At 54.6% G+C, this 15,747-nt stretch carries 9 protein-coding genes; 7 read left to right on the plus strand and 2 right to left on the minus strand.

Annotated features, from left to right (window positions below; all coding sequences use genetic code 11):
* Positions 1-35: 35 nt before the first annotated feature.
* From GRI65_RS10915 to GRI65_RS10935, 5 genes are all read left to right on the plus strand, one after another.
* Positions 36-1,226, plus strand: a complete 1,191-nt coding sequence (locus GRI65_RS10915) for a hypothetical protein (protein ID WP_160756623.1) — start codon at positions 36-38, stop codon at positions 1,224-1,226.
* 55 nt (positions 1,227-1,281) lie between these two features.
* The gene (locus GRI65_RS10920) at positions 1,282-2,244 is read left to right on the plus strand and encodes a nucleotidyltransferase family protein (RefSeq protein WP_160756624.1); all 963 of its coding nucleotides are present in this window, start codon (positions 1,282-1,284) and stop codon (positions 2,242-2,244) included.
* A gap of 153 nt (positions 2,245-2,397) precedes the next feature.
* Positions 2,398-3,429: an IS110 family RNA-guided transposase gene (locus tag GRI65_RS10925; RefSeq protein ID WP_160756625.1), complete on the plus strand. Its 1,032-nt coding sequence runs from the start codon at positions 2,398-2,400 to the stop codon at positions 3,427-3,429.
* A 573-nt stretch (positions 3,430-4,002) separates the two neighbouring features.
* The gene (locus GRI65_RS10930; RefSeq protein ID WP_160756626.1) at positions 4,003-4,827 is read left to right on the plus strand and encodes a hypothetical protein; all 825 of its coding nucleotides are present in this window, start codon (positions 4,003-4,005) and stop codon (positions 4,825-4,827) included.
* A complete protein-coding gene (locus tag GRI65_RS10935; protein ID WP_160756627.1) occupies positions 4,824-7,016 on the plus strand; it encodes an SEC-C metal-binding domain-containing protein in 2,193 nt (730 codons plus the stop codon). The genes GRI65_RS10930 and GRI65_RS10935 overlap by 4 nt, the downstream gene beginning before the upstream one ends.
* A 27-nt stretch (positions 7,017-7,043) precedes the next feature.
* Here GRI65_RS10935 and GRI65_RS10940 read toward each other — a convergent pair whose 3' ends face one another.
* Both GRI65_RS10940 and GRI65_RS10945 read right to left on the minus strand, forming a co-directional pair.
* Entirely contained in the window at positions 7,044-8,234 is a 1,191-nt protein-coding gene (locus GRI65_RS10940) for a hypothetical protein (protein ID WP_160756628.1), read from the minus strand.
* Between the two features lie 343 nt (positions 8,235-8,577).
* Positions 8,578-13,143, minus strand: a complete 4,566-nt coding sequence (locus tag GRI65_RS10945) for an NACHT domain-containing protein (protein ID WP_160756629.1) — start codon at positions 13,141-13,143, stop codon at positions 8,578-8,580.
* A gap of 328 nt (positions 13,144-13,471) precedes the next feature.
* Here GRI65_RS10945 and GRI65_RS10950 point away from each other — a divergent pair, with 328 nt between their 5' ends.
* Both GRI65_RS10950 and GRI65_RS10955 read left to right on the plus strand, forming a co-directional pair.
* A complete protein-coding gene (locus GRI65_RS10950; protein ID WP_160756630.1) occupies positions 13,472-13,681 on the plus strand; it encodes a DUF3892 domain-containing protein in 210 nt (69 codons plus the stop codon).
* A 428-nt stretch (positions 13,682-14,109) separates the two neighbouring features.
* Entirely contained in the window at positions 14,110-15,513 is a 1,404-nt protein-coding gene (locus GRI65_RS10955; protein WP_202391299.1) for a serine hydrolase domain-containing protein, read from the plus strand.
* Positions 15,514-15,747 lie beyond the last annotated feature (234 nt).

Here is a 15,747-nt window from a genome sequence, read left to right on the forward strand (position 1 = left end):
ATTTCGGCCCGCCCGTCGAGGTCATAACCGGCATCATGCCCGATATGTCCCGATCGAGCACCCGGACAATCGAGGCCAAGCAGGTGCTCCGGACAAGTTCTGATGATCATCAAGCTGAAGTCCTCATTGCGCCGCCTCTTGCAGTCGGACTGAGCGAACGATTGTCCTCGTTCATTCTTGACGAAAGGCCGGCGATCTTTGCAGAAGCCAGCCAGGCAGTTTACGAGCCCAACGGAGCAGCGGCTGCCATACTTGGCGATCTGATCAAGCCGGTTGCCTTGGCATCGCTCTATAATTGCTTACCCCCTCTTCTTGGAGGCGGAACTGCCGAACTGGATCGCTTGCTCGTGGACTGGTCAACCGCCGGGCTTATCGACGTGATACCCGACGCTGGGGGTTTGCTTGAACCAGCGGATCGGCAAGCTGGCCTTCCACTAGGCTATGAAGTGGCAAGTGTTTTTGGCCATGGCCGAAGCCTAGAGTGGTTTGATGCCTTGAATTATCTACCAGAAGCCGGAAACGGCGAGCTGTCGGCGCATGTATGGTCCTATAAAGGTGTCGGGATCGTTAAATTTGCCAACCAACCTGCGCGTATCATTCTGCGTGACCAGATCGCGGCTGCGCTGCGATATTCACTCGTCGAGATGATCCTGCAGCACACGGACCGCATCGCAATGCATTGCGCGTGCATGACAGTCGGTGATGGGGCAATTCTGCTGTTGGGCGCTCCCGGCTCCGGGAAGTCGACGCTTGCAATGTTTGCCAACGAGTGCGGTATGACCCTTGCCGGAGACGATATCGCGCTGTTCGATCCGCTTTCTGGGAAGATCATGCCTCTGGCGCTTCCGCTCACTTTGAAAGAGGGAAGCTGGTCACTGCTTACTGCAACCAGTTGGCGACACAGCAATACCGCGCCAGTCCAGCGACAGGATGGCGTAACCGTTATGTATCTGCCGCTTCGCGGGCCTGTCTCGCAAACACCGATGAAGATCCGCGCCTTGATCCGTATCGATCGCGGGGCTCAGGAGCGGGCAACCATCTCGCACTGGTCCAAGACTGATTGCCTTCGCCACGTTTGTAGCGAGGCCAAAAAGAACTCGGGCAATGCATCCGTCGAGGACATCAACGCAATGGTCAGCGCAATTTCGGATGCGAAGACCCTGACTTTGAGTTATTCCGACGCCGCCGAAGCCGGGCAACTTCTGGGTCTGAATTTTGGAGGATGACCGCAGAGACCTGAGATATCTTTGTACAGCCCTGGCGGGTACCGTTCCGCAATTGGTGGACTGGACACCAGTGCTGGCTCTCGCCAACCGGACATTAGTCACTCCCGCGCTTGCCGCGGCCTTGCAAGGCAAACCGGGCGTCCCGACGGGTGTTCACGTGTTTCTCACCCACATCGCCGCGCGTACGACAGAACGCAATGTCTTGATGAAGCGCCAGTTGGTTGAGGCGGTGCAGGCGCTCTCGAACGGAGGGGTCACGCCGATCCTAATTAAAGGTGCCGCCTTTCTCGCAACGTGTCAGCCCGTTAGCGTAAACAGGTTGAGCACTGATCTAGACCTCGTGATTCCCGCAGACGCCGCGGAAATTAGCTGGGGGATACTTCAATCAATTGGCTACCGGGCGCAGGCTCCGAGCGCCGCGCGCGGCGCAGGGCTTAGCTTTGAGCGGGACAGTGATGTTGGCGAGGTCGATATTCACTACTGCCTGAGATCGTTTGAAAACTGGCCGACATACGATGTGCTGGAGCCATTCTGCATTAGAACCGAGCTAGCCGGAGCGGCGATCCTGATGCCGTCCGCCAGCCTCCATGCGGCCATCCTTATCGCACACGACCAATTGCAAGAACGAGATTATTGGCGTGGACTAATCGACTTGCGGCACCTGGTTGATTTACGAGAATTCGTCGCCGGTGCAGGCTCGCTAGACTCGGCGACTTTAGACGCATTCTTTTTCACTGGACGCTCTCGGCGTGCTTTAAAGACGCAATTACGAACGCTCGAGCAGCTACTTCCCCTGGCTCCCCTTCGTAACCTTGAAGGCTCAGCATGGGCGCGTCTCCAATGCAACCGCCGCTTTTGGCAGATCGGTCGGCCCCAAATGATGCACCTGCTGACAGCCGCAACGTTGCTGCTCGACCCTCCCATACTTACGAGGCGGATGCGGCCGCTCGAAGAACGCAGAGAGCGCGCGCAGTATCTAAAACGCATGTTTTCGGCAAAAAAGCCGAACAAAGTTTGAATTGGTTCTGCGTGCGTGCGGGATTTAAGTTTTCAAGGAGGACGGCAACCCACCCACTTTAGCTCATTACCGGCACCTGCGGCTGGCTTTGAAGCGGCCAGCCTGTTTCCAACCTAGCAGCCGACGTTGAGCGCCAAAGAGTAAAGCGACGAAATGACCCCGCCCCCACGACGGCCACCACAAAAGACAGCGGTGTGCGTTGTCGATGAAGCTGGTGAGGTGATCTGCGAACACAAGGTTCCCACCGAGCCTGATGACATAGCTGTGCTGTTGACTTCGATCGGCGGCGATTATGTCCGGGTCGGGATTGAGGCGGGGCCGTTGTCGCAGTGGCTGGTGAACGGGCTGACTGGAGCGGGCCTGCCTGTCGTGTGTGTTGAGACACGGCACATGAAAGCGCTGCTCAAGGCCCAGCAGATCAACAAAAGCGACCGCAATGACGCCCGCGGGATTGCGCAGATGATGCGTGTGCGATTGTTCAAGCCGGTGCATGTAAAGACGCTGGCAGCCCAGGAACAACGAATGCTGCTGACGAGCCGCAAACTGATCCAGCGGAAATTGCTCGATATCGAGTGTGACATGCGCGGAACGCTGCGCAACTTCGGGCTGAAGGTTGGTGTCGTCAGCACTCGGAACTATGAAGCGCGGATCCGCGAACTGGTCGACAGTCTTCCCACACTGGCGGCGATTGTGGGTCCTCTGCTGGCAGTCCGGCAGGTGATGCGACAGCAACTGGCGGTGCTGCACAAGATGCTCCTCGATGCAGTTCGTGAGGATCCTATATGCCGACGGTTTATGACCGTCCCCGGTGTCGGCCCCATCGTTGCGCTCACCTACCGGGCTTCCGTTGATCAGCCGCATCGGTTTGCGCATTCGAGAGATGTTGGTGCGCATGCCGGTCTGACGCCGAGGCGGCACCAGTCAGGTGAGATCGATTATGATGCCGGTATCTCCAAATGCGGAGACGTTATGCTGCGCACCATGCTTTACGAAGCGGCGCAATCGATGCTCACCCATTCCCGCAAATGGTCGTGGCTCAAGGCATGGGCGCTGCGGGTAGCACAGCGGCGCGGCATGCGCCGTGCAACCGTCGCGCTTGCCAGGCGCATCGCCGTCATTCTTCACCGCATGTGGATCGATGGCACCGACTTCCGCTTCAGCAACAGCGCCGCAAAGGAGGCTTAGCACACAAGCCGTTGTTACCAGATCTGCCCCGGCAGAAAGATGTCCTCACGGGGACGACGGGTAGAGTGAGTTCGTTACGGCAGCAGATCCTGCTGTTTTTGCAGCAAGGGCGCCTGAAAGATTGAACCACCCTATCCTTCTTACCCCATCATGAGGCGGCCACACGCCGACCTCGAAGAGAAGCACGAGCTCCGTGACGGCAAATCGGCCAAGCAGACCTGCAGTCAAAGGATTAGCTCATGACACTCCGGAACGGCTCCTTTTAGGAACGCAGATTGGGATAGCGGACATTCAATATCCCTACCTCTCGTGTCTGCTTCGCGCCCTAACTCCAGTCTTTCGAAATGGCCCGTCAGTTTCCTAGAAGCGGACGGAACCGGACTCCACGTTCCGGCTGCATTGACGGAGTTTGACTAATGCGTTCGTAAGATAGAAATTGAGCTGGGCGGGCAGTTTTGACCCTGGCGAACAGCTTTAATCGCAGTTGCAGGCGACGGCAGGCTAATTCGATCAAACCTCGGAGCCAATACGACGGTCCAGCCCTAATCGAATGTATCGGGAAAGAGACGATAAATGGTGAACGAGCCTATCGATACTTGGAACGTCAAATCCTTTGATCCGGCCTTACTCGCTGATTTCGCCGCCAATGCCGACCTTATCCGGGATTACCTCGAAACTTTTCGCCGGCAATCCCGCGAACGCGAAGCTTCCACAAGGTTGATGGCGTATCCCGAAAACCCTCTTGCCGGTGACTACCTTGCGTTGAAGGAGCGCCTGATGGGCATCATGGCGTCGCGCACGATCCGCGCATGGCACTATACTCGAATGACAGATGACGAGGTACAGCTTGTGAGGCAAAACGGCGTGCACCTTTCGACCCTTGAGACGACCAGAGCGCGCTTCGCCCGGCAGGTAGCGGCCGGACATATAACGGAAGAGGTCGCGGATCGGTTGTTTGCGGACAGCCCTTTCCAGGGTGATCAGCTTTCGGCACGTGCGGGCAAGTTCTGGATGGTGTCGAACCCGGTCCTGACGACTTCCAGCGGAGTCAAACCGCTGCTGGCAAGTTGGGGCGGTGAAGCGGCCCATTTTTGGCAACAGGATTCCGAGCTAAAGCTCATACTGACAACTATCGGCCTTCCGCGCGTGTTGGAGATAGCGATGCCGCTGGCGCATTCACGCCATAGCTATCGAGCCGCCGAGGCCGTTGTCGCGACTTATGCGCGCACGCTCGGCTGTCGACCGGATGGTGGAAGTTTTGACCTCTATTCTCAATGCGCGCTCGGTCCCGAGACGATCCTCGACGTCCACAGTGAGGGTGATGAGAGCTTCACGCAGTTTGCCCGAGGTTATCCTCCCGGGTATATGACGGTCGATGCGAACGGGGATGATGATTGAGCGCGGACGCTGACATTACGCCGGCTCAAGCGACCTCGCAAAGGCGCGATTCACGGCCGGAGCAGTTAGTCTTTGATGAGCTGGGGAGGCTCGTTGCCGCGCCAGGCTTCGCCCATGTGATTGCAGCTCTCTGCGCTCGCGACAATTTCACTTGGTACAGAGATGAGATGCGCGCGGAAGATATGGCGCACCTGTATTCGCGCTCGCGGCTTATTCGCACGGAAATGTTCACGATGATCGGGCTCATGATGCGATCCGATCCGGATCTCTCCGCGCCCACTCCCGCCGACCCCGGCAAATTAGCGAAGCGCGCAGAAGAGCTCCTCTCAGAACTGCATGACAGCATGAACCAGCCTCGGGTCGAATCCATGCGTGAGGCGATGCTGAGCGGCGACATGCCCAACCCGTGGACGCAAGGCGATGCGATGCGCGAGCCAATCTTCTATGGCGGAGAAGGTGCGTTTTCCTTCCAGAACTGCGATTTCGCGAGCCAGAAATATTCCGCCGATGACAGCTGGATCATAACAGCGAAGGGTGCCTCGATCGACGAAATGATCGCCGTGGCGAGGGCGATCGGCAGAATTCAAACGGACAAATTGACCTTTGCGATCCACGCAGGGTTGCATCAGATTGGCGACCCGCGCTTTCTCGACAGCTTCACGTTCGACGCTGATGAAATCGTCGCCAGCATTGGATTGCCGCATGACCGTGTGCTCGCGTGCATCCATGCGTTCGCGCTGCCTAACAGTCATGGGAATCCGACCTTCCGAGCATTGACCGAATTCAACGCCGTCAATGCGATGCCGATTTTGGCGCGCGGTGATGACCGTTTCGTACTTTTTCACTGGAACGCGCTCGCCGAAGCGCTTTACGAGGCGCCATTCTACTGGCTGGGTGCCGACAAGTCTTATGCGCCGACGGCGTTCAAACATCGCGGTGATTTCACCGAGACCTTCGCGCTTAAACGGCTGTGCAAGGTATTCGGTGAGAGCCGTGTATTTCATGGTGTGAATATTGAGCGAGGAAAGGGCGATCGGGTCGGCGAGATCGACGTGCTCGTTCTCTTCGGCGACCGAGCCATCGTTCTTCAGGCTAAGTCGAAACGGCTAACACTTGAAGCCAGACGCGGAAACGACCTTCAGATCAAGGGCGATTTCAAAGCCGCGATTCAGGATTCGTATGATCAGGCAATGGACTGCGCGGAAGCGCTCAGGAATCCGAACCTCCGCTTTTTGACCTCGGATGGTGCTACCGTCCGCATACCCGCCAAGCTGACGCAGATTTTTCTCATCTGCGTCGTTGCCGATCATTACCCGGCTCTAGCCTTCCAAGCTGACCAATTCCTCGTTCAGCGGAACGTTGTGGACGTGAAGTCTCCGCTCGTGATCGACATCTTCACATTGGACGCGATGGCGGAGATGCTTGACCGGCCGCTGCGCTTCCTCAGCTACCTGGAGCTTCGCGCGACATACGGTGTGAAAGTGCACATCCATCATGAGATCACGCTTCTCTCCTACCATCTGAAGTACAATCTGTGGCTGGACGATGAGTACGACATGGTCGCGCTCGAAGACGATTTCGCAGCTGATCTTGAAATCGCCATGGGTGCCCGCCGTCTGGGATTGCCGGGGAAGCGCACGCCGGAAGGGATTCTCACAGTTTGCAGCGGCCGCCACTTGGAAACATTGATCGCTGCGTTGGAGGGTGAACCATTCGGCCCGATGATCGACCTCGTTTTGCTGATCTATCAATTGAGTGGATCTGCGCTCAAGGAGCTTGCCGACGGTATCGATCGGGTACTCGATCTAGCGCGGCAGAACAGTTCGTCCGATTTTTCGATTGGCTTCGCCGATACTGGCATAACGATTCATTCCAACTTCATGCGTCGTTTAGAGGCTGAGCCGCGCTTGGAAGCTCACATGGCTCTCAGGAAGTACAAGCAGAAGGTAGACAGCTGGTACGGCATCAGCCTGTCGCCGACTGATGGGACAATCCGATTTGGGAAGAAGGTCGCTTTCCCATGGGCCTTCGATCCAGAGTTGCAGAGTGCCGCTAGGCAGCTAGGGAAGGCGAAGGATCAACGATCGCTAAAACGGAACGGTGTGAAGCTTGGTCGCAACGATCCCTGCCATTGCGGGAGTGGTGAGAAGTATAAGAAATGCCACCTGAACGCCGATGCGAGCAAATAGCATGGCGTTTTCGAAATGCCCCGCGGCCTAAACGGCGGATGTGGATTCGACCTCGTTGGTTGGTTGCACTAGCGCAGTGAGCGCGTTGTACGATGCCGTCATTTCGGCAACCAACCGATCATAAATGTCAAATAGTTCCGCGCTCCCATCGAGATTCAACCGGTCAGTGACCGATTTCATTCGTGCGTCCACGCCCTCCAGTGAACCTAGGTGAGAGTAAGCGACGCGAAAGTCATAGAGTACGTAAAAGGGTGACATCAGGTCATGAACCTGCCCGTCGTCATCGACAGACTCGAGCAACGCTTGGAGGCGTTTCAGAGTCCCCGTCCCCGCGACTTCGATGCCGGATTGCGCCAAGAGCTGACCAAGCTTGGTACTGTCGAGAGATTCAAGGTGGACCTTGTTGAGGAGGTCCGAAACCGCATGTCGTTGCGCTGCGGATTCGTGCACCGGTCTGCTGAGCGTACCCGCAAGATTGAGAACCTCATCTTCGAGGTGAGCTAGTTTGGCGCCCCAACGGGTAAAGGCGGCTGCGAGGAAATCTGAGCGCGCGGCGAATAGCTGATCCTCATTAGTAGGATCGGTGAAGATACACTCGATCTGTCCATCGTAGAATTCGCTGCCCAGCGAATGGTCCGAAGGCCGGTTCTCGCTCATCAGATAATATTGTTCGGACTTCGGCAGCTTGGCGATGTCACCAAGCCACATGATCAGGTGACCATGACGATTGATTCCAAACGGAATCGTGAAGCCTTCCGCAAGGATGTCGCCATATGTTGGTGAAGCGAAGCGGATGACATAACGCGGATCAGCATCATACTTCGCCAACACGGTTCGATTGAAAAACACCGGCGTTAGGAAGCCGTCGTTCCAGGGCCGAACAAGGCCCGGATAATAGTAGTAATCATCAGGATCATAGTGGAACGGCACATCGGTGTAGTCGAAGCTTTCCGTGATTTTCCGACGATTGCTTTTGAAAATCGGTACGCCCTCCTTGGTAGCGATCTCGTGCGCACGCATGATCGAGAACCGCGTCTGGTCCGGGAGAGTTCGAAAACCGCATTTCGGGCATTCAAGCATCGGCACGCCGTTCATGTCGATTTCAATGCCCGACACGGTCTCGTGAAAATGCGCAAAAACAAGATCGAGTGCTCCGCTACAATCGTCGCAGTATGCGCGCTGCACACCGTCTTTCGGCGGGAGCTCATTCAGTTCCATGCAGAGCGTTCCTGTCAGTTATCGCTAATCCACCATAGATAAGCAGTATTCCCCCAAATGAAAATTGGTCCGACTTAATAACAATCACCATTTTAGGCCGCGCTGTGGGATCAATCACGAGGATTTGTTGGAAGTGTTTGCCGTAGCGCTAATGCCACTTCCCATCCATCCAATCCTCGCGTTCGGGTAGGATACGTCCGTCTCAATCATCGAAAAATATGAATGCGCCTGTTCGCCGAAGGCTGAAAACCAATAATATTGAATTACAAATATTTATATTTTAAATCCCCTTGTAGTTCAATACTTTCCTCTGAAAGTATTTGATAGCAGGGTTGAGCGATGCTCAGTCCTGATTCTGTGTAACCCAGTCTTCAAGACCTGGCGGTAAGTCTTCAATCTTCAAGAGCTGCAATAGCTGCTCCTTCGCCGGTGGCTTGGGATCAACCTGAAGATGATGTTGCACAATCGCGCGATCATCGAGGCGATAAATTCCGGTGTGGTCAAGACGCCCCCCATAGCCGGAAGAAGAATGCGCAGTTCCATAGACCGCCTTTTCTCCGGCAATCACCCAAACTGCAGTCAGGCTTTCCCGGTCTAGCATGTCGCAGAATGCGGTTTTCTCGACCAATGACGCTTCATGGCCTGGCTGCGTTACCGATGGGTCAAAAATGACGGTGTTCCCGTCAGGGTCAACAAAATCTGGCACATGTCCGCCCCTTAGTTGCAGTCCCATTTTCTCGACGAGGTAAGGGGTCGGCATCATCAAATTGATGGTCTTATCGATGGAATAGTCGTGTCTGGATCGCTCTCGAAGCAGGTCGAAAGCGATCGGACGAATTGGGACCGGCAGTTTATGCCAGCTATCTATTTCGGACCATTCGTCCCTCGCTCGCACTGCGGGATGCCAGCAATACTCGCCCAAGTGGAATTCGGTATCGAACTCAAAATTCGGGAGATCGTGCTGCCCGATAAGCATTCGGCCCTTTAGGGTTTCCAGCAAAGCTTCTTCATCGCTTTGGCTGACTAGGTAGCAATTTGTGCGAAACCATGTTTCTCGGAGCATACCTCGGTGGCCGTCTTCAAAGCCTGATTGTCGCCAACCTGCGTGAAGCTCTAAGGGAAACCATTGCTGACCTGTTCGTGGGTTCTCTAAGGCGACCAAAGATACGCTATTGAGGATATCTCGTTTGCTTCGTAGCCATTCAACCCTTTCGACCGGGGCCGCTGCGTGCAACTTTGGCTCAACGGGAACCCACCAATTCTTTGGCCACTCCTTCCAGCTGTCATAGTATGTTTCTGTGGCGAGCAGTGAGGGGTCCATGTCTCGCAATCGAAGATCGATGACACCTGTGTATGGGGTCGGCTCGTCTCCATAACTCGAACCAAAGAATTGCAGATTGTCGGCCATTCGAGCTGCAAGCTCGTGAAAAGCCAACCACTGATATTTCTTGCCAATTCGCTCGATCTGATGGTCGTGCCGGTCATAGCCTGACCTTGGCTCTAGTTGAGCGAACCTTTCTGATGTCCATCCAAGGTCATGCGCTCTCTTACAAACCCATCGTCTCGCCCATCCATTGTTGAATCGAGCGGCGTGGCGACCGTGCCAGCGGTCTTTTGAGAACAGGCCATGTTCGACATGGCGCTTTGCACGAGTCCGATATTCGCCCCACTCTTCATCAGTTAGTGTGTCGCGGAACGCTGCATTGGCTTCCTTCAGTTCCCGATGTTCAGGAGAATCACCGTAACCTGGTTTGCCTTCAAGCTTTTCAGCAGCTTCCCATACCATGTTAAACGCATCGATTTGTGGTTCCTCAGCCGAAAGGATGAACTCTTCGATCCACTCGTGGGCAAGCTCGCTAGGAGACAAAGTTTCCGAGGCTCCGGGCGTTGCAACACCAAAATGGGCAACAAATGAGTCGATCTCATAGCGGGCGAAATCGCCATCCGAAACGCAAGACGAAACTATGTCGTCCCTAAGATACGCTCCGTCATAGTCCTGTTTGTAGCCCTCAATCAATTCGTCCGAAACGTGCTCAATTGGCCAAGGGCTCGAGTGCGGAGGGGCAAAGTCAGAAGGGACTATTTCGGAAGGCAAGAGGCCCAGGTGGTCTGCGTATCTCAGAATACACCGAGCATGGTCGCGCAGAAGTTCATTCAGAGGGGGGCTGCCTAACGCAAAAATCAATTGGTAGACCGATTTAGCAAGTGATGTGACCTCGGTTTGGTTTCGCCCTTGTAGAACGGCTCCGTAGATACCTGCGAGCAGACGTTCCTGCACATAAAGGTCATTCACATTGGCGAACAAAGATAGCAATTTTTGAGCGAGTTGCAGACGATTTGAAAGCAATGCAGTCAACGCTTTGGTTGCTTTGTCACGCACCTCTCGGTTTGATGTGGTGAGCAGCCAGGTTAGACAGATGCTCGCTAACTCCGCTCTTTCCTCGCCGATATACTCTTGACCGTTTCGCAGTGCCCAATCGATCAGCACCATGACAGGCTCACCTTGTTCGCTCTGATGCATCAGCCATGCTGACCAGTCTTGGTCTCTGTCAGGGAGGGAAAGTGGGGCTAGCTGTTCGTGGAGATGCCGCGCGTTGAATGGGTTTTTCGGCTCGGTCGCGATAGAAACTAAAAGGGCGTAAAGCTCATCGCTATCTAGATGATGGCGGGCAAATTTCATTGTTTGAGCAGTGAAATGCGATTGATCTCGCCACAGCAGGCTGGCTTCGAATGCCCTTAAGACGACCCAGTTGATTTCGCGACCCACATCCAAAATTTCACGCCCGCAAATCTCAGGCATTTGGATCGCGATTGCTTCTACAATACCTGCCTTCCTGTGGCGTTCGTCACCAAATAGGATGTCGCCAAGAGCCGAACCCTCATCGAAGGATTTTTCTATGTCCGACTGATCCAAATGCGTTTTGAGGATCTCTCGCGCAATGATGTGATCGGAATATCGTTCGAATGTGAAGCGGACGTCTGTTCGAGAACCTTGTTCGCCATCATGAAACTCCTCCACAGTCAGAAGACCTTCACTTTCAAATTGCGGCAATAGACCTCGCCCTACAGACCCATATGATGGTAAAATCTGTTCAAAGAGTGCGCTGGCTTCTGCGTATGTGGCGTAACCCTCTCCTTGGTCCGCAAGCAGTTGCGCAAAAGAAGATATTGCGGCCTGCACTTGGCCTAGGCGAGGGTCCAGATCGAGCTTCTCTGTAACGGCCTCGATGATCGCGGTATTGTAGAACTGAAAAAGCGCACTTGTTCCGCGAAGCCCTCGCGGAATTTCGGATTCGCCACGCCGGTCCAGGGCGTCACAGACGGATTTCAGAAACAACGGGACGTGCATTTCTGGCACCAGATTGGGTGCTCCCGGACGCACGATTCCACGTTTGACGAGATAGAGCTTGGCAGCTTTCCCCCCCTGGTCGGCAAATCCTAGATGCTCAATTTGAGATAATTGGTTTTCGGCGACGTGCTGTGGCACGATACGCGCGAGGTATGTCGTTCTGCAGGAAAGGACCGGCACTACGCGCGGAAAAGATTCCGCGAGCTTCAGGAAAGAGCCAAGCCTTTGAGGCCAGACAGAAGTTCCATTCCGCTCATTGATGGCATCGACGCAAACGAGGACTCTGCTTCCATGGGCCTCTGCGGCAGCGTCCAGAGCACCCAAAAGATCAGTTGCCCTTACATGCGCTGGCAAGTCCAGCACCCTAAGGATTTGCTGCCATGGATCGCCATCCACCATGTAGCTTCCGAGTACCAGGATCGCTGGGAGAGCGTTGTGGACTTGGTGCTCTACTACGTCGGCAAGCAGGTGCGATTTACCGGTCCCAGCATCGCCCGACAAGAGAACGGCATCAGCATTGGCGAGCCTCCATTCGTCTCCTTCCAAAGCGTCTGCAATTCGGGCGATGCCATCGGCGAGTGAGCCAAGCTTGATCCGCGCATAGTCGAGATCCGGTTTGGCTCTTTCGCCTTCTTCGGCATTATCGCGCTTCTGATAGACCCAATAAAGAAGATCTAGCGTAGCAGTGCGGGCCTCGGCTGCTCTGGCCTTGCCATCCTCGATGGGGAACTTCTCTGCAAGCTCGAAGGGACCGCTCGAAAGGCTTTCGATTAGTCTTTCCAGCCTTGTTTGGAAAGTTAAGACCTCATCCTCAACCTTCTCCTCCTCAGAAAGCCCGCTGAGGGAAAACTGCACACCTGAAACGTCGTCAGCAATATCGACCGCCCACCTCTGTAAGACTTTGTTCAGCCGAGGTTCGCGGGCACACCCTGAGAAGGCTGCACGGATTGGAAGTTCAATGTTGGTTTCAGGTGTATATCTCGATCCGAGATCGGCCCTCGCCCTATCGAACACACCCTTGAACCACTCAGGGGTGAGCTCGGTTTCGTTGAACCAATAGTAGCGGCGACCCGAAAGCTCAGGCCGGTCAACATTCAGGCGTGTTGTAAGGGCAGTCGCATCCCACAGTTCGATTTCCAGTGACCGCCCATCTTTCTTCGCATTTCCTTCCCACTTGGCTTTCCATGTGATCCACTTTTCTCTTTGGCTCTTGCGGTTCTTTTGCCGAGCGTCAGGAAGGTTGAACGGAAGGCAAACTACGTATTCGGTCAGTTTGGGGTGCTTTTTTAAAGCTGCTTCGATCGACTTGTTGAGCTGGCTGGTAAGAGAATCGTCCCATTCGAAAACATACTTCGCTTGCCACCCTCGCTCAGTCTCATCGTTTCGGATCCGGAAGCACTCAACGCCGGCATCCGCCCCCTTACCCGTGCGCACGAAGATGTCGGATTCTTCGCGCTCTTCAAGTCCTGCGAGTTGGGCGCATAGTTCTTCAAATCCGTCGTTTCGACTTCCACCATGAGGACGGATTCGGCCAAAATCTATTTCTGGTGAGTACGTCATGTATTATCGAACCTCTTGTACGCTTGCATCATCCAGTCCTCAATTTTGCTATTCGTAAAGGCATGATCTTGTGCTGCATTACTAACGAGCGATTTCTCATTTGTCGCTCCGGCTAAGGATTATGAGTCGCAGGTTAAGAGCTTGGCCAACTTGTGCATTTATTGCTTCAACTCATCGATCGAGATCATTCGCCATGAGACGGTACGGTTCTGATTTTTTTTGGGGGGGGATCCACATTCCCTTGAAAGAAATCAAATGGCCCGACACCATCTTGACGAATGGGCTGAGCTACTGACTCAATATCGGAATTTTGAAAGAGGTGACGCGCATGACGAAAATCAAAGGTAAAAATGACGGGCCAGGCGGCCGCAATGAGCATTATGACATTGGGAATCGCAAGAACGTGCCACGGCGGAACGCAGTGGCGGAGGTCAAACGTGGCGAGCATCCAGGTGCTCACGTGGTCAAGATCAACAATCGTGAATATGTGCGCGACAACCCCGACAATTCGAAGAAAGACAACGTCAATCGGAAATAGTCCTTATCCGTTGGTTACGACGGAGCATGACAATTGGGGAGCGAGCGACGGGCGACCTCAGCCGGAGGCCGAATGTCTGCTAGCTGGGCAATCACTTCGAATCCGGACAGTCGGCAATCGGCCCAGCTGCCGTCGCTGGCAGCGCCTGAACGTTGGGCAGCTTTCAGCGCGCTAATCCGAAGCAGGGAACAACAGCTATGTCGGCGGAACCAGTCGCATTGCCAGCGGCCCGATCTGACGGCAGCCTATCTTCAATTTTGGACAGAATCTGCCGTTCCGGACGCGACCCCGAAGCGGACATGTTAGAAGTGACATTAAATGTATCAGCCAAACCTTAGTTTCCGGCTGTGCTATCCATCTTTTGCGCAATTTTGAAACCTCCCAATACGGTGCTACCCTAATTGTGTTGGGGGGTAAAAATGCGGTCCTTGTTTATTATTCTGGCGTTGATATTGGCGGGCAGCTTGCAGGCAAGCGCGCCAAACCTGGCAGTTGAAAAGTTTGTCGACGTCGAATGGCCCGCTTCAGGAGCGCCGGGCTTTGCGTATGCAATCGTCGATCAGGGCGAAATACGCTCGAATGTGCGAGGCGTGGTCCTTGCAGGAGCCGATGAAGCGGTTACGCCTGACACTCCCTTTCTAATCGGGTCGATAACAAAGAGCTTTACGGCCCTTGCGATCATGCAGCTTGCCGAGCAGGGGCAGATTGACCTCGACGCGAGGATCGATAGCTATCTTGATCCCTTTACCGGGCGAGCGTCCGGGACAGTAACGGTGCGCCAACTGCTGAGCCACACAAGCGGTTATTCAACCGTGCAGGGAAACGCCCTGCATAGTGATCGAACAGCAAGGACAGGTGAGCTCGGCGAGCATGTTGTGAGCATCGCGCAATGGGACACAGTCCATACCCCGGGGACCGTGTGGGAGTATTCAAATGCGAATTACCAAGTGCTGGGTGCTCTGATCGAAGAGATGAGCGGGGAGGATTATGCAACCTATGTGGAATCCAAGATCCTAGCGCCACTTCAAATGGGCCACAGCTCCGTTTTTGGCGGCGGGTCAGCAGGCAGAGTAGCTACCGGACATCGGCCATGGTTTGGCGGTCACCAACAGTATAACGCAGACATAACCGAGCGTGCGAACGCACCGGCTGGCGGCATCATATCCAGCGCAAACGACATGGCGGCTTACCTCGCAATGATGGTGAATGGCGAAGACGACATCATCAGCGCTGCAAGTAAGGCCGAGATGGTGCGCCCGGCTAGTAACGCATCGCCATTCTATGGGCTGGGCTGGTTCATCAATACTGAGGCTGGAACTGCGTTCCATGGAGGTCTCATGCCCGGGACTGAGACTCTAGCCACGATTTTGCCTTCCGAACGAAAGGGTGTGGTCGTTCTGGTCAACGCCAATGGTGGAATTGGTTTCGGCGAAAACTTGCAACTGCGCAATGGCGTTACTGCAAAGGCTCTTGACCTTGAGTATTCAGGTGAAGGTTCACGGCTTTGGCCGAAATTTACATATCTGTTGGTCATGTTGCTCCCGCTCTTCTTCATGACAAGCATCGTCTGGGCCTGGTTCGCGCGCAAGAAATTAGCGGCAAAGTCGGGTGTCTTGGGCCTCTTCAGTCTGTGGCTTCCACTCGTCGCCATGTTTGTGTTAGCGGGGGTTCTAATGTTCGTCGTTCCAAACTTGTTTGGTGGATCGCTTGGCACATTGCTGCTGTATCAGCCCGACTTTACAACGGCGATGGTCTCCGCTGCGATCACAGCACCTCTCTGGGCAACATTTCGACTGGTGGTCGCCTATCGCGAGAGGTCAGGTCCGAGGTAACGCAAAGCGATTATACCGTCCGCTTTCGACCCTAGGTTCTGCCAATGAATCCTCCGAGGAAAATGTTCGCGCTAAGGCTTACCAAAACACATACTATGGAAAATTTAATGAGCTTCTCACCAACACGATTTTTTGTTTTTTCGATTGTAGGCCTACCGATCGGGTTCATCCTAACCGCCCTCGGATTTGCAGTTTCAGAGCAGCCAATCGTGGCGAGCCAAATCTTTCCATGGG

The sequence above is a fragment of the Allopontixanthobacter sediminis genome (assembly GCF_009828115.1).
Classification (GTDB): domain Bacteria; phylum Pseudomonadota; class Alphaproteobacteria; order Sphingomonadales; family Sphingomonadaceae; genus Allopontixanthobacter; species Allopontixanthobacter sediminis.

Excerpts from the sequence above, each read along its gene's own strand:
- GRI65_RS10945 (WP_160756629.1), bottom strand. The coding sequence starts at position 13,143 with ATGACGTACTCACCAGAAATAGATTTTGGCCGAATCCGTCCTCATGGT.
- GRI65_RS10930 (WP_160756626.1), top strand. The coding sequence starts at position 4,003 with ATGGTGAACGAGCCTATCGATACTTGGAACGTCAAATCCTTTGATCCG.
- GRI65_RS10940 (WP_160756628.1), bottom strand. The coding sequence starts at position 8,234 with ATGGAACTGAATGAGCTCCCGCCGAAAGACGGTGTGCAGCGCGCATAC.
- GRI65_RS10915 (WP_160756623.1), top strand. The coding sequence starts at position 36 with ATGCCCGATATGTCCCGATCGAGCACCCGGACAATCGAGGCCAAGCAG.
- GRI65_RS10950 (WP_160756630.1), top strand. The coding sequence starts at position 13,472 with ATGACGAAAATCAAAGGTAAAAATGACGGGCCAGGCGGCCGCAATGAG.
- GRI65_RS10925 (WP_160756625.1), top strand. The coding sequence starts at position 2,398 with ATGACCCCGCCCCCACGACGGCCACCACAAAAGACAGCGGTGTGCGTT.